We start from the raw sequence: 26,233 nt of genomic DNA, 5'->3' as shown, positions 1-26,233 counted from the left end.
CTGAGGCTCAGAAGCGAGTCCCCGCCCAGCTCGAAGAAATTGTCCGTTTCGCCCACGGGCTGCACTCCCAGCACTTCCTCCCAGATCTGCGCCAGTGCACGCGCCTCGGCGGTCGATGGCGGAGCATGGTGGCGCTGCGCATCCGCTTGCGGCGCGGGCAGGGCATGCCGGTCCAGCTTTCCGCTGACCAGGCGCGGCAGGGCGGGCAGCAGCAGCACATGCGCGGGCACCATGTAGTCCGGCAATCGTTCGCCCAGTTGCTGGCGCACGCTCCGCGCCAGGACCTGGCCGGCGCTGGCGGCATTCGCCACGACGTAGGCCGTCAGCTGCTTGCCCCCCGGCGCGTCATGGACCAGGACGGCGGCATCCATCACGCCCGCCACGCTGCGTACTGCCTTCTCGACCTCGCCCAGCTCGATGCGGAAGCCGCGGATCTTGACCTGGTGATCGGCCCGGCCGATGTACTCGATGTTGCCGCCGCTCAACCAGCGCACCAGATCGCCCGTGCGGTACAGCCTGCCTCCACGGTCGTCGAAAGGATCAGCGACGAAGCGCTCGGCCGTCAGCGCGCGCCGATCCAGATAGCCACGCGCCAGGCCATAGCCACCGATGTACAGCTCGCCGATCATGCCCTCGGGCAGCAGCTGCATATCGTCGTCCAGCACATAGGCGCAGCGCTCACCCACAGGTCGGCCTATGGGCGCGTAGGCACAATCGAAGCTGCCTTCTGACGACGTGCGCCAGATCAGCGGCGTCACCACCGTTTCCGTCGGGCCATAGCCGTTGATGAGCCAGCGCGGCTTCAACCGTGCACGGACCTTGTCATAGGCAGCCTTGGGCATCGCTTCCCCCCCGAACACGTACAGCTCCACCGCAGGCACATCGTCGCGCTGCGCCGCCCATTCGGCGATCTCGCCGAGGTAGGCAGGGGGAAACGCCGCCGTCGTCACGCCGTGGCGGTGCAAGGCCTGGTAGGTCTGCTCGGCAGTCCACAGCTCGTTGTCGCGCACGGCCAGGCTGGCGCCCACGCACAGCGGCGTGAGCCAGCGTTCATGCGCTCCGTCGAACGAGAACGACATGAAATGCAGTTCGCAGGAGTCCGCCGTCATGCCGTAGATCTCCGCCGTGGCAAGGCAGTGCATGGCCAAGGGTCCATGGGACACCGTCACACCCTTGGGCATGCCGGTGGAGCCGGAGGTGTAGATCACATAGGCCAGGTTGTCCGGGCTCAGCGAGACAAGAGGGCGCGCCTCGCTCGTGCCTTGAAGATCGATTTCGTCCAGCAGCAGCGTCGCGACCTGGGTGCCCGCCAGGTGTGGCCAGGCGCAGCGCTGGCTCAGCAGAAGCACGGCGCCGCTGTCCTTCAGCATGAAGGCCAGCCGGTCGGCGGGATAGGCGATATCCAGCGGCAGATAGGCGCCTCCGGCCTTGAGCACGGCCAGCAGGGTGACGATGGTGTCCAGCGAACGCTCCAGCGCCACAGCCACCACCTTGTCAGGCCCTACACCCTGCGCGATCAGATGGTGCGCGAGTCGGTTGGCCTGCGCATCGAGCTGCCCATAGCGCATCTGCGCCTCGCCCATCTTCAGCGCGACGGCCTGCGGCCGGGATTGCGCCTGGTGCTCGATCAGGGCATGGACCGTCGATCGCGGAGCAGGCTGCGCCCCCCCCTGGCCCAGCGACAGCACGGCCGTCCTGACCGACGGGTCCAGCCAGCCCAGCGATCCCACCGGCTGTGCCGCACCCACCAGCATCTGGTCCAGAAGATGCTCGACCATGCGCTGCATGGTAAGCGCCTGGCCTTCGTCGAAGCTGCTGCGTGCATAGCAGTACTCGATCTCCAGCGTCTCGCCCACGGTGACCTGCAGGTCCATCGCGTAGCCCGTCAGACCACTGCCTGCCACGCTGCCGAATTCCAGGCCGAAGCGGTCCAGTTGCCTCAGCGTCCGGTCCACCGGATGGTTCTCGAACACGATGATGCTGTCGAACAGCGGCCTGCCGGAGCAGCCGGCCCAGCGCTGGATATCTGCCAGCGCCGCATACTCGAATTCCCTGGCGCGCAGGTTGCGTGCCTGCATGCCGCGCAGGAACTCGCCCGACGACAGCCCGGGCCGCACGTTCACAGCAATCGGAATGGTGTTGATGAACAGGCCCAGCATCTCCTGCGCGCCCTCCACCTGTGCAGGCCGCCCCGCCACCGTGGCGCCGAAGATCACCCGGGAACTGCCGGTGTGGCGCTGCAGCACCAGCGCCCAAGCAGCCTGGACCAGTGTGTTCATGGTCACCCGCTCGCGCTGGGCATGGCGCTGGAGCTCCTGCGTCCGAGTGGCGCCCAGGCGCGTGTAGACCTTGCCGTAGCCAGGAGAGGGCTCGCCCGAGGCAGCCCCCGCAAGCAGGCAGGCGCCATCCAGAGCGCGAAGCTCTTCTGTCCAGAATGCCTGCGCCGCCCGGGCATCCTGCCGATGCAGCCAGCGCACATAGTCGCCGTAGGCAGGGGGCCGTGCGGGCAGATCCTCGCCTGCATAGCACTGCAGCCATTCCCCCAGCAGGCGGGAGTCGCTCCACCCGTCGGAGACGATGTGCTGCTGGGTCCAGATCAGCTGATAGCGCGTCTCGGTGAGCCGGATCAGGCACACCCGCACCAGCGGCGGCGCAAGCCAGTCGGGCACCTGCAGCAGCTCCTGCCTTGCAAATGGCTCCAGCCGCAGGCCCGCATCGGGGTCCGCACGCCAGTCGCTGACGGCAAATTGCGCCGTTGCCTCACGCATCACCAATTGCAGGGGCCGCTGCATGCCCTCCTGCCAAAGAAATGCCGTGCGCAGATGGGCATGGCGCTGCACCATGGACGACCACGCCTGCGCCAGGCGCGCGGCATCGACATGGGACAGCTGCACGCTCAGCTGGTTGACATACAGCCCCGAGCCTGGCGCCTCCATGGCGTGAAAGAGCATGCCCTCCTGTGTGGGGGTGAGCGGGTAGACATCCTCGATGGCTGACGGATCCAGGGCCAGCGCAGCCAGTGCATCGGCATCCAGAAAATCGGCCAGTTGCCCGGGCTTTGCGGACACCGGCGGCTCGCAGGCCATGCCCTGCAGCGGCAGCATGACCGTCGCCAACTGGGCAATGGTCTGCTGCTCGAACAATTGCCGGGGCGTGAGCTTCCAGCCCGCACGGTGTGCACGGCTGACGATCTGCAGACTCAGGATGGAGTCGCCACCGCGCGCAAAGAAATTGTCGTGCCGACCGACCTGCTCCACCTCCAGCACCTGAGCCCAGATGCCCGCCAGCAGTTGTTCGGCCTCGCCCTGCGCCGTCTCATAGCCGCCGTCATGGTCCTGGCCGGGCTCGGGCAACTGCTTTCTGTCCACCTTGCCGTTGGAATTCAGCGGAAGGGAAGGCAGCACCACGATGGCCGTCGGCACCATGTAGTCCGGCAGTAGCGTCAGCAGGCGCTGCCTGAGCAGCGGCCAGTCGATGTGCCTGCCCGCACGGGCCGAGACATGGCCCACCAGTCGCCCCCCGCCCGGGCCACCCGCGACCACCACGACCGCTTCGCGCACTTCGGGCTGGGCCAGCAGTTGTGCCTCGACCTCGCCCAGCTCGATGCGCAGTCCCCGGATCTTGACCTGGTGGTCCATGCGGCCCAAGTATTCGAGCTGGCCCCGTGCGCTCCAGCGCACCAGATCGCCTGTGCGGTAGAGCCGGCCAGCGCCATCGGCGTCGAAGGGGTCGGCGACAAAGCGATCGGCCGTCAGGCCCGGCCGGTTCAGATAGCCGCGTCCAAGCCCCGTGCCACCCAGGAAAAGCTCGCCAGCCACGCCCTGCGGCAAAGGCTGCATGCAGGCATCGAGCACATAGGTCCTGATGCCACTGATGGGCTGGCCTATGGGCACCTGGCTTCCGCCGTCATCGCGGCAGCTCCAGTGCGTGACGTCGATGGCTGCCTCGGTGGGGCCGTACAGGTTGTACAGGCGCGCCTGGGGCAGATGCCGCAAGACGGCATTCTGCGCTTCGGCAGGCAGTGCCTCGCCGCTGCAGAAAATGCGCCTGAGGCCGGTGCAGGCCTGCATGCCCTCATGGGCCAGAAAGGCCTGCAGCATGGACGGCACAAAGTGCAGGCTGGTGACCCGCTGTCCCCGGATCAACTCCACCAGCCGGGCGGGATCGCGGTGATCGCCAGGCGCGGCAATCACCAGCCTTGCGCCTGCCATCAACGGCCAGAAGAACTCCCAGACCGATACATCGAAGCCAAAGGGCGTCTTTTGCAGGACCGCGTCCGAGGCGTCCAGCGCATAGGCGCTCTGCATCCAGGCCAGGCGATTGTGCAGCGCTGCATGCCGGTTGGCAGCCCCCTTGGGCCGCCCCGTGGAGCCCGAGGTGAAGATCACATAGGCCAGGTTCTCGCCGTGCACAGGTACCTGCGGGTCGTGGCCAGGCTGGCTGTCAAGATCCAGCCCGTCCAGCGCCAGAACCTGCAGGCCATCGCCCGCCGCAATGCCATGGCGCAGCGCACCGTGCGTGAGCAGCCATTCAATGCCACTGTCCTCCACCATGGATGACAGTCGCTGGGCAGGCTGCTCCGGGTCCAGCGGAACATAGGCACCGCCCGCCTTCATGACGGCCAGCAGCGCCACGACCATGTCGAAGCTGCGCTCCAGCGCAATGCCCACGCGTCTCTCAGGCCCCACACCGGCCGCGATCAACCAGTGCGCCAACTGGTTGGCGCGTTGGTTCAATTTCCCGTAACTCAGCGACAGACTCCCAAAGACCAGCGCCACGGCGCCGGGCGTGGCGCGGACCTGGCGTTCGATGGCACGGTGCACAGGCGCTTGCCATGGGTCGGCTACGGCCTGGACACCCCATCGCTGCTGCAATGCCCACTCCTGCGCCGACAGCAGCTGCAGCTCGCCCGCGCTTTGCGCCGGACTGCGCTCCAGCGCTTCGACCAGAACGCCGGTGGCCGCTTCCAGGGCATCGCACAGGCATTGCGCTCCTACGGCCGCGCTGGTCTGAGCCACCAAGGCAAAGCCGTCTCCCAGATCGTCGATGGACATGGCTACCGGGTAATTGGTGCGTTCGCGCCCGCCCAGCAGGGTCACGCCCTCCCAGCCCCCCTCGGCTCCCTGCCCCGGCCCCTGGTGTTGCGGCTGCACGCCATAGCGGTAGTTCAGCAGGGCCGAGAACAAGGGCGTGCCGCCCGGCACCGCACTGCAGCGCTGGGCCAGCGACAGACTGGCATGCTCATGGTGCATCAGCTGTGTCAGCAGGGAATGTGTCTGGCGCAGACAGTCCTGCACGGTCTGCGCTCCCAGCTTCACCCGCAGCGGCAGCGTGTTGATGAACATGCCCAATGCGTTGTGCGCACCCTCGCCGCCCTGCATGCGCCCGAACAGCACGGTCCCAAACACCACGTCGTCACGGCCCGTGCTCCTGCCCATCACAAGCGCCCAGGCCAGGTGCAGCAGGCTGGCTGCGCTGACGCCGTTGCGCTGTGCCGTCTTGCGCACGCGCTGCGCCAGGCTGGCCTGCAGCGGCAGGCGCGCTTCCTGCACAGCGGCACCATTGCCCTGGACATCAAGCAGCCCGAACGGCGCCGTCGGCTCATCGACATCGCCGAGCATGGCACCAAAGAAAGCCTCGTGCTCGGCGACGCTCACGCCCAGCCTGGCCCGGGCCACGAAGCGCCTGAACGGCAGGGGCTGCGGCAGTGCACCATGGCGGCCCTGCTGGATCAGCGCGATCTCCTCGACCACGCGTTCCAGCGTCGTGTGGTCCAGCACCAGATGGTGAGTGAGCAACTGCAACAGCCAGCGCTGCTGCGCGGCATCGTGCGAGGCCACGGCACGGATCATCGGGGCACGGCGCACATCGATGCGATGCACCCTGGGATCAATCCGGGCATACAGCCGCCCGGCAACATCTGCTTCAGCGGCCTCGTCCTGCAACCATTCGATCCGTACATCGGCACGACGGCAGACCACCTGCACGGGCTCGCTCAGGCCTTCCCACAGCACGGCCGTGCGCAGGATGTCGTGGCGCGCAATCACCTGATTGAGGCTGTCCACAAAGTCCTGCATTCGCTGGCTGCTGTCGAAGGCCAGCAGATTCGGCGTGGCGTAGGCATCGCCCTGCTGGTGCAGCGTGTGGTGGAACAGAATGCCTTCCTGCAGCGGCGCCAGCGGATAGATGTCCTGGATGTTGGCCGATCCGCCCGGAACGGCGGCCTCCACCAGCGCAATCTCCTGCGCGTCCAGCCGCACCAGGGTCAGCATGGCGGGCGTGATCGCCGTGCAGTCATCGGGGATACCGTTGGGCGGTACCTCGACCTCGGCGCTGTCATCGGCCCGCGTGACCTGCGCGGCGAAATCCGCCAGCTGCGGATGCTGGAACAGGCTTCGCACGGAGGCCGTCAGGCCATGCGCCCGCATGCGCTCCAGCATGCCCAGTGCGAGCAGGGAGTGCCCACCCAGCTCGAAGAAGTGGTCATGGCGCCCCACCAGCTCGCGGCCGAGCAGCTCAGCCCAGATGGCCGCCAACTGCGTCTCGGTCGCCGTGAGCGGCTGCGCGTACTCGCGCTCCAACCACTGCGGCGCCGGCAGCGCCTTGCGGTCCACCTTGCCGTTCGCATTCAGTGGAAGGCCTTGCAGCACGACGATGGATGAAGGCACCATGTAGTCCGGCAGCACACCAGCCAGCGCCTGCCTGAGCCTGGCGGCCAGGCGTTCATCTTCACCGGGGGCCGCCACATAGCCCACCAGGCATTCGCCGCCGGGACCGTGCGCGGCGACCACCACGGCTTCGCGCACTTCGGGCCGGGCCAGCAGATGTGCCTCGATCTCGCCCAGTTCGATGCGCAGTCCCCGGATTTTGACCTGATGGTCCATGCGGCCCAGATACTCAAGCTGGCCTTGCGCATTCCATCGCACCAGGTCACCTGTGCGGTAGAGACGCCCCTTGCCGCTGCTGTCGAAGGGATCGGCCACAAACCGCTCCGCCGTCAGGCCGGGACGGTTCAGATAGCCGCGTGCCAGGGCCATGCCGCCCAGATACAGCTCGCCTGCCACGCCCTGGGGCACAGGCGCCATGTCGGCGTCCAGCACCCAGGTGCCGGTGGCGCTGATGGGGCGACCAATAGGCACCTGGTGGCTGCCGTCGTCCTGGCAGGTCCACTGCGTGACGTGGATGGCCGCCTCGGTGGGCCCGTAAAGATTCTGCAGGCTGACGCCGGCCAGCCGCTGCAATGCCTCGCGCTGGGTAGCGGCCGGCATGGCCTCGCCACCGCAGATAACGTAGCGCAGGCGCGTCTGCGCCTCGATACCCTCATGCGCCAGAAAGGCCTGCAGCATGGAGGGCACGAAATTCAGCGTGGTGATCTGATGGCGCCGGATCAGCTCCACGATGCGCGCTGGCTCGCGCTGGTCACCGGGCTGGGCGAGCACCAGCTTCACGCCCGTGGTCAGGGGCCAGAACATCTCCCAGACCGACACGTCGAAACCGAAGGGCGCCTTGTGCAGCACCGCGTCCTGGGCCGTGAGCCCATAGCGTTCCTGCATCCATGCCATGCAATTGCTCAGTGCGTCATGGCGGTTGGCAGCCCCCTTGGGCCGGCCCGTCGATCCCGAGGTGTAGATCACATAGACCAGGTTCTGGCCATCGACTTCGACCTGTGGATCATGGTCCGGCCAGACGCCAGGCTCGGATGCGTCGAGATCGACCACCTGCAGGCCGTGCTGGTCGGGAAGCAGCGACTGACCGGGCCCCTGGCACAGCACCAGGCGCACGCCGCTGTCCTGCAGCATGTAGGCCAGGCGCTCGCGCGGATAGTCAAGGTCCAGCGGCACGTAGGCGCCACCCGCCTTGAGGATGGCCAGCAGCCCGACCATCATCTCCACGGAGCGCTGGGCTGCAACGGCCACGCGCGTCTCCAGCCCCACTCCCAGCGACATCAGACGGTGCGCAAGACGGTTGGCACGGCGGTTGAGTTCGCCGTAGCTCAGCGCTGCATCGCCAAATGCCAAGGCCACGGCATCCGGAGTGCGCCGGGCCCATGCTTCGAACGAGCGATGCACGGGCTGCCCCTGCCCCGCAGGCATGCGATTGAGCCCCCAGGCGGCCAACTGGCGCTGCTCTTGCGGCTGCAACAGAGGCACATCGCCCAGCGCCTGTTGGGGATGCTCCGCCAGCGCCTGCAGCAACGCCTGGCAATGGCCTGCCATGCGGGCAATGGTTTCGCTCTCGAACAACGGCGCTGCATAGCTGAAGGCCAGCCGCACCTCGCCGTCGGCGCTTTCGCTGCTGTTGAGCACCAACTCGAACTGCGCGGCACGCTCGTCCTGCGGGCAGGGCTCCAGCAGCAGCCCTGCCATCTGCCGCGGCAATGCAGCGGCCGTGCGCTGGTGGTTGTGCATGACCTGGAACAGGGCCTGGACCCCCAGGTTGCGCTCGGGCTGCAGGGCTTCCACCAGTTGATCGAACGGCAAATCCTGATGTGCCTGCGCACCCAGCGCCGCCTCCCTGGCCTGTCGCAGCACCTGCACCATGGGCATGCGCATGTCGATGCGGTTGCGCAGCACCTGCGTGTTGACGAACAGGCCGACCAGTCCCTGCGTCTCTGCCCGCTGCCGGTTGGCCAGAGGCACGCCCACCCGGATATCGCCTTGGCCGCTGTAGCGTGCCAGCAGGGCTTGCCATCCGGCCAGGAGCGCCATGAACAGCGTGGCCCCCTCGGCGCGCGCCCGCGCCTTCAAGGCCTGTACCAGCGGCCTGGGAAGCAGCAATACGTGCTCGGCGGCGGGGTAACGGCCATCGGCGCGGCGCGGGTGGTCGGCCTGCAGTTGCAGCACAGGCTGGTCCTGGCCCTGGCCCAATTGCTGCGTCCAGTACGCAAGCTGCCTATCGCGCTCGCCCGCCTCCATCCAGTTTCTCTGCCACAGCGCATAGTCGGCGTACTGCACCGGCAGGGAGGGCAGCCCGGCCGCCAGCGACTGCACATGTGCAGCGTATTGCGCGGCAAACTCCTCCACCAGGATCTGCATGGACCGCCCATCGGAGACGATGTGGTGCATGACGACCACCAGCAGGTGCCGGTCCTGCGCCTCGCGTATCAGCGCCACCCGCAGCAGCGGGCCTGTTTCAAGATCAAAGGTGCGATTGCACAGGGCCTGCATCTGCACTGCCGGCTGCGAGGCTTCGACAACAGGGATGTCAATCTCCACGTGCTCCAGCACGCACTGCAGCGGCAGCCCCTCAGGCCCGGCCTTGAACACGGTGCGCAGCGTGGCATGGCGCGCCACCAGGGCCCCAAAGCCGGTGCGCAGGGCGTCAAGGTCCAGCGCCCCGTGCAGCCGCCATGCTCCGCTGATGTGGTAGGCCGCGCTTTGCGGCTCCAGCTTCCAGAGAAACCACATCCGGGCCTGGGCATAGGAGGCCGGTGTGACGGCCCCATCCTGCGCCGGGACAATCGGCAAGCCTGAGAAATCAATGCCCTGGGCCGCCAGGGCATCAAGGAACTGGCGCCGCTTTCCCGGGACGAGCACGTTGAAGCGATGGGCGATGTCGAATTCCGTGTTTTTCATTCCAGGTCCAGCTCTGCGAGTAGGGATGCCATCTTTTCCAGATCGGCGGTTTTCTTGATGTGGGCGGGCGCGGCATGGGCCTGCACGAGCCGGGCCAGCGCCGCCAGCGATGGGCTTTCAAAACAGGCCTTGAGCGGCAGTTGCACCGACAGCTGCCGGCCTATCTGCAATTGCATTTCGAGCAGGGTCATGGAATGTCCGCCCAGCTCGAAGAAGTTGTCCTTCCGGCCCGCGCGCTCCACGCCCAGCACCTCGGCCCAGATCTGCGCCAGCGTTTCTTCCAACTCGCCCTGCGGTGCCTCGTATTCCTGCGCGCTGACCATCTCCGGCTCGGGCAGCGACTTGCGGTCCACCTTGCCGTTGGCCGTCAAAGGCAGGGCTTCGAGCACGACGATGGCCGAAGGCACCATGTAGTCGGGCAGCACCTGGCCCAGGCGCTGCTTGAGCTGGCTTTCGTCCACCGCGTCACGCAGGGAGACATAGGCGATCAGCCTTGCACCATCCTTGGCCAAAACCACGGCCTCGCGCACCTCGGGCTGGGCCAGCAGTTGCGACTGCACCTCGCCCAGCTCGATGCGAAAGCCCCGGATCTTGACCTGCTGGTCGGCACGGCCCAGGTATTCAAGTTCGCCCTGGGCGCTCCAGCGCACCAGATCGCCTGTGCGGTACAGGCGCTCGCCGGACTCCGCGAAGGGGTTGGCGATGAAGCGCTCTGCCGTCAGTCCTTGCCTGTTGAGATAGCCGCGTGCCAAGCCCTCGCCTGCCACGTACAGCTCCCCGGCCACGCCCTGCGGCAGCAGGTTCAGGCTGCCATCGAGCACATACAGGCCCAGGTCCGGAATCGCCACGCCCACGGGGCTGCGTCCGCCGTCCAGATCCTTCCGGGTGATCTCCCGGTACGTCACATGCACCGTGGTCTCGGTGATGCCGTACATGTTGACGAGTTGGGGGCTCTGGTCACCGAAGCGGTCAAACCAGGGCCGCAGGCTCTCGGGCTCCAGCGCCTCGCCGCCAAAGATCACCTGGCGCAGCGCCAAGCCAGCGCCGCCCTGCTCGTTCCCATCTTCCTGCTCCACCGCATGCACCAGCTGTCCAAAGGCCGAAGGTGTTTGATTGAGAACCGTTACGCGCTCCGCACGCAGCAAAGCCAGGAAGTCCTGGGGCGAGCGGCTGATCCAGTACGGCACCACCACCAGCCGACCGCCCGTGCACAGGGCGCCGAAGATCTCCCATACCGAGAAGTCGAAGGCGTAGGAATGGAACAGGGTCCAGACATCGTCAGGCCCGAAGCCGAACCAGGCATCGGTGGCATCCAGCAGCCGTGCCACGTTGCGGTGGCTCAGTTGCGCGCCTTTGGGTTTGCCTGTCGAGCCCGAGGTGTAGATCACATAGGCCAGGCTGTCCGGGTTCACATCGACCTGCGGATCGGTATCGGGTTCGCCCGACAGGTCCAGCATGTCGATCTCCAGCACCTGCAGCGCAGCAGCGCCGGGAATGCGCTCGTGCAGCGCCGCTTGCGTCAGCACCAGGGAGATCCCGCTGTCGGCCACCATGTGCGCCAGCCGGTCGGCCGGGTAGTCCGGGTCCAGCGGCACATAGGCGCCACCGGCCTTGAGGATGGCCAGCAGTCCCACCACCATCTCCACCGAGCGCTGCATGGCAATGCCCACGCGCGTCTCCGGGCGCACGCCCAGGGCGATCAGACGACGGGCCAGGCGGTTGGCCTGGGCGTCGAGTTCGGCGTAGGTCAGCGTTCTGGCCTCGCAGCTCAAGGCCGGGGCGCGGGGATGGCTCCGTGCCTGGGCCTGGAAGCGGCCGTGCAGCGCCATGGCTCCCCCATGACCACCATGCGCCTGTGAGCCCAGGTATTGGCCATGGGCCAGCAAGCGGCTGCGCTCCTCCGGATCCAGCAGGTCGATATCGCCCAGTGCCTTGGCACCTCCACGGGCCAGCCCCATCACCAACTGATCCATCGCGCCATGCAGGCGGCCACAGAGCACGGCGGGCTCCACAGCGCCGGCGACCTGGGCGACCAGACCAAAGCCCTCTCCCTGATCGTCCACGGACATGCACAACGGATAGTTCGTCCGCTCCATGCTGTCCACGATCTCCATGCCTTCCAGCGCCTGCGACGATGTGCGCGCCTGCGGCCGGCTGTAGCGAAAATTCAGCAGCGCGGTAAACAGGGGCGCGCCTGCGGGCAGGCCGCTGCAGCGCTGGGCCAGCGTCAGGCCGGCATGCTCGTGCTGCAACAGCGTGGACAGCGTGGCGTGGGTGTCCAACAGCGCATCGCGCAAGCCAAGGCGGCCCAGCCGGATGCGCAGCGGCAAGGTGTTGACAAACAGTCCCAGCGAGCGGCCCGCCTCTTCGCCAGCCTGCATGCGGCCCAGCAGCACTGTGCCGAACACCACATCCTCACGGCCCGTGGCACCGGACAGCACCAGGGCCCATGCCAGATGGAAAACCGATGCCGGGCTCACACCGTACAGCCGGGCCTGGCGGCGGACGGCCTTTGCCAGATCGGCATCCAGGGCCAGACGCGCCTCCCTCACATTGCGGCCATCGCCCTGTACATTCAGCAGCCCATAGGGCACGGTGGGCTCCTGCACATCGGCCAGCATGCTGCGAAAGAACTGCTCATGGGCGGTGGATGACACGCCCCTGCGCGCCTGCGCCACAAAGCGCCTGAAGGGAACCGGCACAGGCAGCGCATGCACGCGACCCTGCTGCACCAGGGCGATTTCCTCCACCAGCAAATCCACGGTGGCATGGTCCAGCACCAGATGGTGGCAGGCCACCCGCAGCAACCAACGGCCGCCCTCGGGAGACTGCAGGGCCAGCGCTTCGATCATGGGCGCCTTGCGTACATCCAGGCGCTGCGGCTGTGCTGCCCCGGCTTCAAGCCAGCGAGTCTGCAAGCGGGCCTGGCGCAACACCACCTGCACGGGCTCGGCCAGCCCTTCCCAGAGCACGGCCGTGCGCAGGATTTCATGGCGCGCAATCACCTGGTTGAAGCTGTCCATGAAACGCTGCAACCGCTCGCGGCTGTCGAAGGACAGCGTGTGCCATGTCAGATAGGCATCGTTCTTCGTATGCAGCAGGTGGTGGAACAGAATTCCCTCCTGCAACGGCGCCAGCGGGTAGATGTCCTGGATGTTGGCCGCCCCACCGGGCACCGCAGCGGCAATGCGTGCAATCTCATCCTCATCCAGCGCCACCAGGGTCAGCATGTCCGGCGTGATCGCCGTGCAGCCTTCGGGGATGCCGTTGGGCGGCACATCGATCTCGCCGGCCACCTGCGCCCCTTGCTCACCCTGCTGCTCCTGCTGCTCCTGCTGCACCGCCTGCGCAAACTCCGCCAGCCTCGGGTGCTGGAACAGCGTGCGCACCTGCACGCGCAGGCCCTGGGCGCGCACGCGCTCCAGCAGGCCCAGGGCGAGCAGCGAATGCCCGCCCAGCTCGAAGAAGCCGTCCTGCCGTCCCACGCGCTCCACGCCCAGCACCTCGGCCCAGATCTGCGCCAGCGTTTCCTCCAACTCGCCCTGCGGTGCCTCGTATTCCTGCGCACTCGCCATCTCCGGCTCGGGCAAGGCCTTGCGGTCCACCTTGCCGTTGGCCGTCAAAGGCAGGGCATCGAGCACAACGATGGCCGAAGGCACCATGTAGTCGGGCAGTACCTGGCCCAGCCGGTCCTTGAGCCAACCGTCTTCGGCTGGCGAATTCAGCGAGACATAGGCCACCAATCGCGCCCCGCCTGCACCCTCCCTGGCCAGTACCACGGCCTCGCGGACCTCGGCCTGGGCCAGCAACTGCGACTGCACCTCGCCCAGCTCGATGCGGAAGCCCCGGATCTTGACCTGCTGGTCGGCACGGCCCAGGTATTCGAGTTCGCCCTGCGCACTCCAGCGCACCAGGTCGCCCGTGCGGTACAGGCGTTCGCCCGTCTCGCTGAACGGGTTGGCAATGAAGCGCTCTGCCGTCAGCCCTTGCCTGTTGAGATAGCCGCGTGCCAAGCCCTCGCCCGACACGTACAACTCTCCCGCCACGCCCTGCGGCAGCAGGTTCAGGCTGCCGTCGAGCACGTACAGGCCCAGGTCCGGAATCGCCACGCCCACGGGGCTGCGTCCGCCCTCCAGATCCTTCCGGGTGATCTCCCGGTACGTCACATGCACCGTGGTCTCGGTGATGCCGTACATGTTGACGAGTTGGGGGCTCTGGTCACCGAAGCGGTCAAACCAGGGCCGCAGGCTCTCGGGCTCCAGCGCCTCGCCGCCAAAGATCACCTGGCGCAGCGCCAGGCCAGCGCCGCCCTGCTCGTTCCCATCTTCCTGCTCCACGGCATGGACCAGTTGCCCAAAGGCCGAGGGCGTTTGATTGAGAACCGTTACGCGCTCGGCACGCAGCAAAGCCAGGAAGTCCTGGGGCGAGCGGCTGACCCAGTACGGCACCACCACCAGCCTGCCCCCCGTGCACAGCGCGCCGAAGATCTCCCAGACCGAGAAGTCGAAGGCGTAGGAATGGAACAGGGTCCAGACATCGTCCGGGCCGAAGCCGAACCAGGCATCGGTGGCATCCAGCAGCCGTGCCACGTTGCGGTGGCTCAGTTGCGCGCCCTTGGGGCGGCCCGTGGAGCCCGAGGTGTAGATCACATAGGCCAGGCTGTCTGCAGAGACTTCAACCTGCGGATCGCTATCGGGTTCGCCCGACAGGTCCAGCGTGTCGATCTCCAGCACCTGCAGCGCAGCAGCGCCGGGAATGCGCTCGCGCAGCGCCGCCTGCGTCGGCACCAGGGCAATGCCACTGTCCTCGACCATGTGCGCCAGACGATCGGCAGGGTAGTCCGGGTCCAGCGGCACATAGGCACCACCAGCCTTGAGGATGGCCAGCAGGCCGACCACCATCTCCACCGAGCGCTGCATGGCAATGCCCACGCGCGTCTCCGGGCGCACGCCCCGGGCGATCAGGCGGCGGGCCAGGCGGTTGGCCTGGGCGTCGAGTTCGGCGTAGGTCAGTTGTGCGGACTCGCAGGTCAACGCCACCGCATCCGGCCGCTGCTGCGCGCTTGCGGCAAAGCGCTGGTGCAGGCAGGCGGGCTGCGCAGGGTTGAGGGCAGGTCCATTGCGGGTACTGCGGCGCGCGCTGCGGTCCAGAAGCTGCGCCTGCTCATCGCCGGGCAGCAGTTGCACCTGGTCCAGCGCGCACTGCGGCGCATGCGCCAGCGCATGCAGCAGCAGCGACAGATGCGCGCCCATGCGCTGCACCGTGGCCGGCTCGAAGCGCTCGCGCGCATAGGCAAAGCCCAGCTGCAGGCTGCCGTTGGCGCGGCGGCTGGCGTGCAGGGTCAGCTCGAACTGGGCGGCCAGGCCGTCCAGCTCCAGCTTCTGGATCTCCAGGCCCGCCAGGCCGGCCGCCTCTTCGTGCTGGTAGTTCAGCATCACCTGGAACAGCGAGCTGCCGTCCAGGCTGCGGCGCGGCTGCAGCGCCTCGACCAGTCGCTCGTAGGGCAGGTCCTGGTGGGCCAGGCCCAGGCGGACCCGCTCGGCCAGTTGGGCCAGCAGCTCCTGCAGGCGCATGCGGGGATCGAGCCGGCCACGCATCACCAGCGTGTTGACGAAGAAGCCGACCAGCGGCTCGGCCTCGGGCTGGTTGCGGTTGGCCACGGGCACGCCCACGCGGATATCGGTCTCGGCGGTATAGCGGTGCAGCAGGGCCTGGAACCCGGCCAGCAGCGCCACGAAGAGGGAGGTGCCCTGCTCGCGGGCGCGCTGCTCCAGTCCGGCCACCAGGCTGGCGGGCAGATCCAGCCGGTGCCAGGCGGCATGCCAGCGGGTCTCGGCGCCCGGCGCGCGCGCATGGTCGGCGGGCAGCTCCAGATGCAGGTCCTGACCCCCGGCCAGTTCGGGCAGCCAGTAGTCCAGCAGGCGCTGCCTTTCCCCGGCCTCCAGCCAGTCGCGCTGCCAGGCGGCGTAGTCGGTGTAGGCAATGGGCAGCGGCGGCAGGCGGGTCGGGCGCTGCTGCACCAGTGCCGCGTACAGGCCTGCGAACTCCTCCAGCAGGATCTGCATGGAGCGGCCGTCGGAGATGATGTGGTGCATCACCACCACCAGTAGGTGCTGGCGGCTGTCCAGGCGGACGGCGGCCACGCGCAGCAGCGGGCCGCGCGTCAGGTCAAAGGGCGTGAGGCACAGGCGCTCGGCTTCGGCCAGGGCCCGTTCGCGCCGCTGTGCGGCAGGCAGGGAGCTGAGGTCGATCAGCGGCAGCTCCAGGGCCAGCTGCGGCACGATGCGCTGCCGCGCCAGGCCGTCGGGGCTTTCCTCAAACACCGTGCGCAGTCCGCCGTGGCGCTCCAGCAGCACGCCGAACGCCTGCCGCAAGGCCGCCAGATCCAGCTCGCCATGCATCCACGAGGCCTGGGCGATGTGGTAGGCCGAGCTTTGCGGGTCCAGCTTCCACAGGAACCACTGGCGCAACTGCGCATGGGACAGGGCTTCGGTCTGGTCGGACGATGGTGCGCGCACCGGGATGGGGAAGTGCGAGAGATCCAGTCCCTCGGCCCGGATCTTTTGCAATGCCAGCGTGCGCTGGGCAGGGCTCAGGCTTGCAAAGCGCTCGGCGATTTGGCGCAGGCGGCCACGGTCCATCAGATATCTCCCAGAGTTTCGAGAAAGGAATCCAGCGCATCGAGCGCCTGCGCATCCGCGCCTGTCGTGCCTGTTTCACCCGCAGCACCCGCAGCATCCGCGCTGCCATGGGCCGGCAGGCGCACCAGGCCCGCCATGTCCTGCAGCACCGGGGTGCGGAAAATGTCCTGGGCGGTCAGCCCCGCAGCGCCTGCCCCCTGCAGCCGCGCCAGCAGTTGCACCACCTTGAGCGAGTGCCCGCCGCGCTCGAAGAAGCTGTCGCGGCGGTCCACGCGGCCACCGCCCAGCAGCTCGGACCAGAGCCCGGCCAGCATTTCCTCGGCCTGCCCCGAGGGCGCCTCGTAGGACTGCCCGGCCGGTGCCTGCGCCGCAGGCAGCGCGGCACGGTCCACCTTGCCGCTGTTGTTCAGCGGCAGCGTGTCCAGCACCACGATGGCGGACGGCAGCATGTAGTCGGGCAGGCCGCTGGCCAGTCTTGCGCGCAGTGCCGCAGCGTCCAGGGGAGGGCCTGCATGCAGTGATGCATGCAGCGGTGCATATAGCGACGCATGCAGCGATGCATGTAGAGATACATGCGCCACAAGGCGCGTATCGCTGCCGGACCCCGCTGCCGTGACCACGGCCTCGCGCACCTCGGGCTGGGCCAGCAGTGCGGCCTCCACCTCGCCCAGCTCGATGCGGTGGCCGCGGATCTTGACCTGGTGGTCCAGCCGGCCCAGGTATTCGAGCGCACCATCGGCATTGCGGCGCACCAGGTCGCCCGTGCGGTACAGGCGTTCGCCAGCCTCACCCGGACCCGCGAAAGGATCGGCCACAAAACGCTCTGCGCTCAGGCCCGGCCGCTGCCAGTAGCCGCGCGCCAGGCCCTGGCCGCCAATGAACAGCTCACCGGCCACGCCTTGCGGCACGCAGCGCAGTCCTTCGTCAAGCACCAGCAGCCGGGTGGCCGCGATGGCCTGGCCCAGGGTGGCGGCATCGCCCTGCACCTGCTGCAGGCTGGACCAGATCGTGGTCTCGGTCGGGCCGTAGAGGTTCCAGAGGTCCACGCCCGCCGCGCGCAGCAGGTCAATCAGGTCCGGTGCAAGCGCCTCGCCGCCGCACAGCGCCTTCAGCGGCCGTGCCGCCTTCCAGCCACCGGCCAGCAGCAGGCGCCAGCCCGAGGGCGTGGCCTGCATCACGCTGGCGCGGCTGCGCTCCAGCAGCGCCGCCAGCGCGGCCGCGTCGCGCACCTGCTCGCGCCCGGCCACCACCAACTGCGCGCCCACGGCCAGGGGCAGGAAGATCTCCAGGCCCGCAATGTCGAAGGACACGGAGGTCGTGGCCAGCACCACGTCCTGCGCCTGCAGGCCCGGCTGTGCCGCCATGGACTGCAGGAAGTTGGAGAAGGCCGCATGCCGCACCACCACGCCCTTGGGCCGGCCGGTGGAGCCCGAGGTGTAGATCACATAGGCGGCCTGGTCGCCATGCACCTCGACGCGGGGCGCGCGTTCCGTGCCTGCCTGCGGCCCTGGCTCCCTTGCCTCCACTGCCTCCACTGTCTCCGGTACCTCCAGCGCCTCCAGTTCCAGCACCTTCGGCACGCTGGCGGCGAGCAAGGCCAGCCGGCCCGGCGCCAGGCCCGAGGCCAGCACCAGGCAGGCCCCGCTGTCCTGCAGCATGTACTGCATGCGCTCATCGGGCAGGGCTGGATCGACGGGCACGTAGGCAGCGCCCGCCTTGAGGATGGCCAGCAGGCCGGCCACCATGGCGGCCCCGCGCTCGGCCACCAGGCCCACGCGCTGCCCGGGCCGCAGCCCCTGGGCGATCAGGGCCTGCGCCAGGCTGCTGGCCCGCCGATCCAGATCGCCGTAGCTGAACACCTGCCCGTCCGCGGCCAGGGCCGGGGCCTGGGGCCGCTGCCTTGCCTGCGCCTCGAACATGCGGTGCACCGGCAAGGCCTGCGGCCAGGAGCGGGGGTTGCAGGCCTGCGCCAGCAGCGCCTGGCGCTCGGCCGGGGGCACCACGTCCAGCGTGCGCAGGTCGCGGCCGGGCTGCTGCTGCAGCGCCTGCACCAGCGCCTGCAGGGCCTGCTGCATGTAGGCGCAGACGCGCACGGCCCCCACGCTGCGCACCACCTGGGCGACGAGCACAAAGCCCTGGCCGTCGTCATCCACGGCCATGCCCACGGGATAGTTGCTGCGCTCGGGGCGGCCCAGCACCTGCACGCCGGCCCGGGCCAGCTCTTGCGCAGCGCCCTCGGCCGCGCCATGCCGGTAGTTCAGCAATGCGCTGAACAGCGGCGTTCCCGCAGGCAGGCCGCTGCAGCGCTGGGCCAGCGACAGGCTGGCATGCTCGTGCTGCAGCAGCGCCGCAAGCGCCGCCGCCGTGCTGCGCAGGCCCTGGAGCACGCTGCCTTCGCCCAGCGGCAGGCGCAGCGGCAAGGTGTTGATGAACATGCCCAGCGCCTGCTGCGCACCGGCGCCGCCGTCCATGCGGCCCATCAGCACGGTGCCGAAGACCGGCTCCTGCCTGCCGCTGGTGCGGGCCAGCACCAGCGCCCAGGCCAGGTGGCAGAGCGCGGCGGGGCTGACCCCGTGCGCACGCGCCTGGCCGCGCATGCCCTGGGCCAGTGGGGCGTCCAACCGCAGGCGGGCCTCCTCCATGCCACGGCCATCGCCTTGCACGTCCAGCAGGCCGAAGGCGGCCGTGGGCTCCTGCACATCGGCCAGCATGCGGCGGAAGAACCGCTCGTGCGCCTCGGCCGCCACACCCTGGCGCGCCTGCGCCACAAAGCGCCGGAAGGGCACGGGCACCGGCAGCTCGGCCGCACGGCCCTTCTGAAGCCGCAGCACCTCCTGCAGCAGCAGGTCCAGCGTGATGCGGTCCATCACCAGGTGGTGACTCAGCAGCTGCAGCAGCCAGCGGCCTTGCCCGGCATCGTGCGCGGCCCGCGCCCCTATCATCGGCGCCTGCCGCACGTCCAGGCGCAGGTCGTGGCTGCGCAGTTGCTCCAGCATCTGCGGCACCAGCACCTCATGTGCCTCATGTGCCTCATGCACCTCATGCGACCCATGCGCCTCATCCGCATCAGGCCACTGCAGCTGCAGCGGTGCCTGGCGCAGCACCACCTGCACGGGCTCGGACAGCCCTTCCCAGAGCACGGCCGTGCGCAGGATGTCATGGCGCGCAATCACCTGGTTGAGGCTGTGCACGAAGGATTGCAGCTGCTCGCGCGCCCCGAAGCTCAGCAGGTTGGGCGAGACGAATACATCGCCCCCGGACTGCAGCAGGTGGTGGAACAAAATCCCCTCCTGCAGCGGCGCCAGCGGGTAGATGTCCTGGATGTTGGCCGCGCCACCGGGCACCGCAGCGGCAATGCGTGCAATCTCATCTTCATCCAGCGCCACCAGGGTCAGCATGTCCGGCGTGATCGCCGTGCAGCCTTCGGGGATGCCATTGGGCGGCACGTCGATCTCGCCGGCCACCTGCGCCCCTTGCTCACCCTGCTCACCCTGCTGCTCCTGCTGCACCGCCTGCGCAAACTCCGCCAGCCTCGGGTGCTGGAACAGCGTGCGCACCTGCACGCGCAGGCCCTGGGCGCGCACGCGCTCCAGCAGGCCCAGGGCGAGCAGCGAATGCCCGCCCAGCTCGAAGAAGCCGTCCTGCCGGCCCACGCGCTCCACGCCCAGCACCTCGGCCCAGATCTTCGCCAGCGTTTCCTCCAACTCGCCCTGCGGTGCCTCGTATTCCTGTGCACTCGCCATCTCCGGCTCGGGCAGCGCCTTGCGGTCCACCTTGCCGTTGGCCGTCAAAGGCAGGGCATCGAGCACGACGATGGCCGAGGGCACCATGTAGTCGGGCAGTACCTCGCCCAGCCGGTCCTTGAGCAGACCCTCTGCGATTTCTGCATTCAGCGACACATAGGCGATCAGTCTGGCACCGCCCGCCCCCTCCTTGGCCAGCACCACCGCCTCGCGCACCTCGGGCTGGGCCAGCAGTTGCGACTGCACCTCGCCCAGCTCGATGCGGAAGCCCCGGATCTTGACCTGCTGGTCGGCACGGCCCAGGTATTCGAGTTCGCCCTGAGCGTTCCAGCGCACCAGATCGCCCGTGCGGTACAGGCGCTCGCCCGTCTCGCTGAACGGGTTGGCAACGAAGCGCTCTGCCGTCAGTCCTTGCCTGTTGAGATAGCCGCGTGCCAAGCCCTCGCCTGCCACGTACAACTCTCCTGCCACGCCCTGCGGCAGCAGGTTCAGGCTGCCGTCGAGCACATACAGGCCCAGGTCCGGAATCGCCACGCCCACGGGGCTGCGTCCGCCCTCCAGATCCGTCTTGGTGATCTCCCGGTACGTCACATGCACCGTGGTCTCGGTGATGCCGTACATGTTGATGAGTTGGGGGCTCTGGTCACCGAAGCGCTCGAACCAGGGCCGCAGGCTCTCGGGCTCCAGCGCCTCGCCGCCGAAGATCACCTGGCGCAGCGCCAGGCCAGCACTGCCTTCTTCATCCTGCTCCACGGCATGCACCAGTTGCCCGAAGGCCGAAGGTGTTTGATTGAGAACCGTTACGCGCTCCGCACGCAGCAAAGCCAGGAAGTCCTGGGGCGAACGGCTGACCCAGTAAGGCACCACCACCAGCCTGCCGCCCGTGCACAGCGCGCCAAAGATCTCCCAGACCGAGAAGTCGAAGGCGTAGGAGTGGAACAGGGTCCAGACATCGTCAGGCCCGAAGCCGAACCAGGCATCGGTGGCGTCCAGCAGCCGTGCCACGTTGCGGTGGCTCAGTTGCGCGCCCTTGGGACGGCCCGTGGAGCCCGAGGTGTAGATCACATAGGCCAGGCTGTCCGGGTTCACATCGACCTGCGGATCGGTATCGGGTTCGCCCGACAGGTCCAGCATGTCGATCTCCAGTACCTGCAGCGCAGCAGCGCCGGGAATGCGCTCGCGCACCGCCGCCTGCGTCAGCACCAGGGCAATGCCGCTGTCCTCGACCATGTGCGCCAGCCGGTCGGCCGGGTAATCCGGGTCCAGCGGCACATAGGCGCCACCAGCCTTGAGGATGGCCAGCAGGCCGACCACCATCTCCACCGAGCGCTGCATGGCAATGCCCACGCGGGTCTCCGGGCGCACGCCCAGGGCGATGAGGCGGTGGGCCAGACGGTTGGCCCGGGCGTCGAGTTCGGCGTAGCCGAGAACGTGGTGCTCGAAGGACAGCGCCTGCGCCCCGGCCCGCGCCAATGCCTGGCTGGCGAAGCGGCCGTGCAGCGTCTGCGCTGCGGCCGGCCGACCGGCAGGCAGGCCGGCGGCGCGGCCCCATGCCTGCTGCCTGTGCAGTTCGGCCGCGCCCAGCAAGGCGACCTCGCCCACCTTGCGGGCCGGATCATCGGCCAGCGCCTGCAGCATGGCCACATAGTGGCCGGCCAGTGCGCCGATGGTGGTGGCCTCGAACAATTCGCGGGCATAGGTCAGGCGCAGGTGCAGGCGGCCCTGCGCATCCTCGGTGGTGTCCACGGTCAGCTCGAACTGGGCGCCCTGGCCCTGCAGCGCATATTCCTGCAGCTCCAGCCCAGGCAGTTGCTGCAGCGCGCTGCGGTCCTGGCGCTGGTGGTTGAACAGCACCTGGAACAGCGGCTGGGTGCCGGCGTTGCGTTCGGGCTGCAGCGCCTCGACCAGTTGCTCGAAGGGCAGGTCCTGGTGGGCCTGCGCGCCCTGGGCGGCCTGCCGGGCCTGGTCCAGCAGCTGCGCCAGGCCCAGGCGCCCGTCCAGCGTGGCGCGCAGAACCTGGGTGTTCACGAAAAAGCCCACCGTGCCCTGCGCTTCCACCCGGTGGCGGTTGGCAATGGGCACGCCCACGCGAATGTCTTCCTGGCCCGTGTAGCGGTGCAGCACGGCCTGCAGGCCCGCCAGCAGCAGCACGAACAGCGTTGCGTCCTGCGCCTGGGCGCGGCGGCGCAGGCTGCCGACCAGATCGGCCGGCAGCTGCAGGCCATGGCTGGCGGCCACATGGTCCGCGCCGGGCCGGCGCGGGTGGTCGGTGGGCAGTTGCAGCACGGGGTGCGTGTCGCCCAGTTGGGCGCGCCAGTAGGCCAGTTGCCGCTGCCGCTCGCCGGCCTCCAGCCACTGGCGCTGCCAGGCCGCGTAGTCGGCGTACTGCAGCGGCAGGGGTGCGGCCTGCGGCACCTGTCCCTGGCACCGTGCGCGGTACTGCTGCACGAATTCATCCACGATGATCTGCATGGACCAGCCGTCGGAGACGATGTGGTGCATGGCCACGACCAGCACATGCGCCTCGGCCGACTCCCGGATCAGGCCCACGCGCAGCAGCGGCCCGGCCTGCAGGTCGAAGGGCTGGCGGTGCACGGCGGCCGCCGCCTCGTGCAGTTGCTCCTGGCGCTGCGCAGCGGGGAGTCCGGACAGATCCGTTTGCTCGACCCGCACACCGCCCTGTGCGGCAATCACCTGCACCACCTGCCCGTCCCCGCCCATGCGGAACACCGTGCGCAGCGACTCGTGGCGCGCCACCAGCGCGTCGAAGCTTTGCTGCAGCGCCAGCACATCGAGCGTGCCCAGCAGACGCAGCGCGCCGCTGATGTGATAGGCCGTACCGGCCGGCTCCAGCTGCCACAGGAACCACTGGCGCAATTGCGCAAAGGACAGCGGCAGCGGGCCACTGCGGTCGGCCCTGGGCAGGGGCGCCGTGCCTTCGGTCTGCTCGGCGCCGGCAACCGGCCCCTCCACCAGCCGTGCCACACCCGCTGGCGTCTTGCCCGTGAACAGCTGCTTGGGCGTGAGCTTGACGCCGCGCTTGCGGGCGCGCGCCACCAGCTTGAGCGCGAGGATGGAGTCCCCGCCCAGCGCGAAGAAGTCGTCATGCCGGCCCGCGCGCTCCAGGCCGAAGAGGTCGGCCCAGACAGCGGCCAGCGCCTGCTCGGCCTCGCCTTGGGGCGCCTCGAACAGATCGGCGGCAGCCTGCTCCGGCACGGGCAGGGCCTTGCGGTCGATCTTGCCGTTGGCCGTCAGGGGCATGCCTTCCAGCACGGTGATGCTGGCGGGCACCATGTATTCGGGCAGCGCCTGCGCCAGCGCGGCGGCCCACCCCGGCCTGTCGGCGGGAACGCCCGCCTGGGGCACGGCATAGGCATGCAACTGCATGCGCCCGTCCCCGCCTCCCTCCCCATCCAGCCGCGCCACGACTTCGGCCTGGGCCACGCCGGGCACGGCCTGCAGCGCCAGCGCCACCTCGCGCAGCTCCACGCGGTAGCCGCGCACCTTCACCTGGTCGTCCATGCGGCCCAGGAACTGCAGGCCGCCATCGGCCAGCATGGTCACGCGGTCGCCCGTGCGGTACAGGCGCTCGCCCGGCTGGAACGGGCTGGCCACGAAGCGCTCTGCCGTCTGCCCGGGCCGGGCCTGGTAGCCGCGCGCCAGGCCCGGCCCGCCCAGGTACAGCTCGCCGCTGGCGCCCCGAGGCACGGGCTGCAGGTCGGCATCCAGCACCAGGGCGCGGCTATTGGCCAGCGGCCTGCCCACGGGCAGGCTTTCGCCGCCGCGCAGCGCCTCGCCCGCCTCCTGGGTGAGGATGCCCACCGTGGTTTCGGTGGGGCCGTAATGGTTGAGCACGCGGCAGCCGGGCCTGAGCGCGGCGATGCGGTCCACCAGCGGCCAGCGCGTGGCCTCGCCGCCCAGCACCAGGCGGCTGGCAGGCAGCACGTCAGCGGGGATGCCGGCATTCAGCAGCCCCTGCAGATGGCTGGGCACGATCTTGAGCACGTCCACGCGGTGCTCTGCCATGTAGCGCGCGAAGCCGTCGGGGTCGAAGGCCAGTTCGGGCGCCATCAGATGCAGCGCGCGCCCCGAGCACAGCGCGCCGAACAGCACGGTGTGCCCCAGGTCCGCCGCCACGGTCGAGACCATGGCCATGCTGCGCGCCGCATCGGGCAGGTCCAGCCGCTGCAGCACGGCCTGCACATAGTGGGCCAGCGCGCCGTGGCTGACGACCACGCCCTTGGGCTGCCCGGTCGAGCCCGAGGTGTAGATCACATAGGCGCCCTGTGCGGAATGCGGCGGCGCGGCCGGCGGCGCCTGCCCCGCAATGCACGGGTCCTGGCAGGCATTCGGGTCCAGGCTCAACACGGGAACGCCCGCGTCCCAGGCGGGCGCCTGCTGGCAGAGCATCAGCACCGCGCCGCTGTCGCGCAGCTGCCAGGCCAGCCGCTGCGCCGGCAGGCCGGGGTCCAGGGGCACATAGGTGCCACCGGCCTTGAGCACGGCGAGCAGGCCCAGCACAAAGGCGCAGCTGCGCTCGGCATGCAGGGCCACGCGCACATCGGCACCCACGCCGCGCGCCACCAGGGCCCGGGCCAGCTGGTCGGACTGCCGGTCCAGCTGCGCGTAGCCCAGGGCCGAGCCCGCATCCCTGACCGCCGTGCCATCGGGATGGGCCTGCACGGCGCGCGACCACAGCTGCAGCACGCTGTCGGCGCCAAAGGCCTGCACCGGGCCTGCAGACTCCGACACGCGGCCTGGCAGCGACAGCTCGCCCAGCCTGGGCTGCCTGTCGCTGATTGCGCCGGTGACCTGCCGCGCAAGGTCCTGGAACGCGGCGGCCATGTCACGCACCACGGCTTGGTCGAACAGTTCATCGGCGTAGATCAGCACGCAGTCGATGCCGTCCTGCCGGTCGGTGAAGTCCAGGCTGAGGTCGAAATGCGCCTGGCCGCTGGAGACGGCCTGCATGGCGATCTCCAGGCCGGCGATGTGGCGCGCGGCCGATGCATCCTCCTGCTGGGTGCACTTGACCTGGAACAGCGGGTGAACGCCCGGCTGGCGGGCCGGCTGCAGCGCCTCGACCAGCAGGTGGAACGGCAGGTCCTGGTGGGCCTGCGCGCCCAGCACCGCCTCGCGCACCTGTGCCAGCAGCGCGCCGAAGTCCTGCGCGGGATCGATGTGCGTGCGCAGCACCAGCAGGTTCAGGAAGTAGCCGATCAGGCCATGCGTCTCGGCCTTCTGGCGGTTGGCCACGGGCGTACCCACGCGCAGCTCGCGCGTGCCGCTGAAGCGGTACAACACCAGCTTGAGCAGGGCCAGCATCACCATGAACAGCGAGGCGCCATGCGCGCGGCCCAGGGCACGCACGCGGGTGGCCAGCGCGGCGGGCAGCGTGAACTCCAGGCGCTGCTCCTGTGCTTCCTGCACGGCCGCCCTGGCCTGCTTCATCGGCAGGGCCAGGGCCTCGTGCTCGGTGCCCAGCCGGGCGCGCCAGTAGTCCAGCTGCCGCTCGCGCTCACCGGCATCGAACCAGCGGCGCTGCCAGACGGCATAGTCGGCGAACTGCAGGGCCATGGCCGGCAGGCGCGATGGCTGCTGCGTGCGCAGGGCCTCGTACAGGTGGAACAGCTCCTGGATCACGATGCCGTTGGACCAGCCATCGCCCGCAATGTGGTGCAGCGACAGGCCCAGCACATGCTCCTGCGCGCCCAGCCGGCACAGGACGGCGCGCAATGGCGTTTCCGTGTCCAGCGCAAAGGGCTGGCGGGCGAGCAGCAGCACCTGGCGCTGCGCCTCGGCCTGCGGATCGCCGTCCGTCCATGCGCCCAGATCGACATGGCGCAGGGGCACGGGCGCGGCGGGCTGGATGGACTGCCGGGGCTCGCCGTCCTCGCCGGCCGGATAGCAGGTGCGCAGGATCTCGTGGCGCTCGGCCAGGGCCTGCAGCGCCTGCTCCAGCGCCCACGCATCCAGCGGCCCCTTGAGCGACAGCGATCCCACCATGTTGTAGGCGGGGCTGGCGGGCTCCAGCCGCCAGGTGAGCCAGAGGCTGCGCTGCGCGGGGGACAGGGCAATGGCCAGCGTGCGGTCACAGCGGGTGATGGTGTGGGCCGTGTTGCGGGCGTCGCCGTCCGGCAGGCCACCTGCGCCACCTGCGTCAGATGCAGCGGGTGCGCCGGATGCACCCCGGAGCCTCAGGGCCAGTGCGGCACGCTGCGCATCGGACAGGCGGGACTTGCGGGAATCGAGATCGTTCAGGGACATGGTGGTC

At 69.1% G+C, this 26,233-nt stretch carries 3 protein-coding genes (1 of these 3 cut by a window edge); all 3 read right to left on the bottom strand.

Features of this window, described 5'->3' with window-relative positions:
- Tightly spaced (each overlapping or abutting the next), the 3 genes in view from AAN986_RS09565 to AAN986_RS09555 form a layout consistent with a single transcriptional unit that may run on beyond the window.
- Positions 1-9,575 carry the 5' portion of an amino acid adenylation domain-containing protein gene (locus tag AAN986_RS09565; protein WP_349335617.1) on the bottom strand. It extends 943 nt beyond the left edge of the window, so the window shows 9,575 of its 10,518 coding nt (coding positions 1-9,575); it begins with the start codon at positions 9,573-9,575; its stop codon lies beyond the left edge, outside the window.
- Complete coding sequence (locus tag AAN986_RS09560; protein ID WP_349335616.1) at positions 9,572-16,216, bottom strand: amino acid adenylation domain-containing protein; 6,645 nt, start codon at positions 16,214-16,216, stop codon at positions 9,572-9,574. Before AAN986_RS09560 ends, AAN986_RS09565 begins: the two co-directional genes overlap by 4 nt.
- Complete coding sequence (locus AAN986_RS09555; protein WP_349335615.1) at positions 16,216-26,226, bottom strand: amino acid adenylation domain-containing protein; 10,011 nt, start codon at positions 26,224-26,226, stop codon at positions 16,216-16,218. The genes AAN986_RS09560 and AAN986_RS09555 overlap by 1 nt, the downstream gene beginning before the upstream one ends.
- Between the last annotated feature and the right edge of the window lie 7 nt (positions 26,227-26,233).

Source organism: Delftia sp. DS1230 (assembly GCF_040112715.1).
In the GTDB taxonomy this organism is placed as follows: Bacteria; Pseudomonadota; Gammaproteobacteria; order Burkholderiales; family Burkholderiaceae_C; genus Comamonas; species Comamonas tsuruhatensis.
Note: the sequence above shows the minus strand (reverse complement) of the source record. Positions and strands in the feature narration are given on the sequence as shown.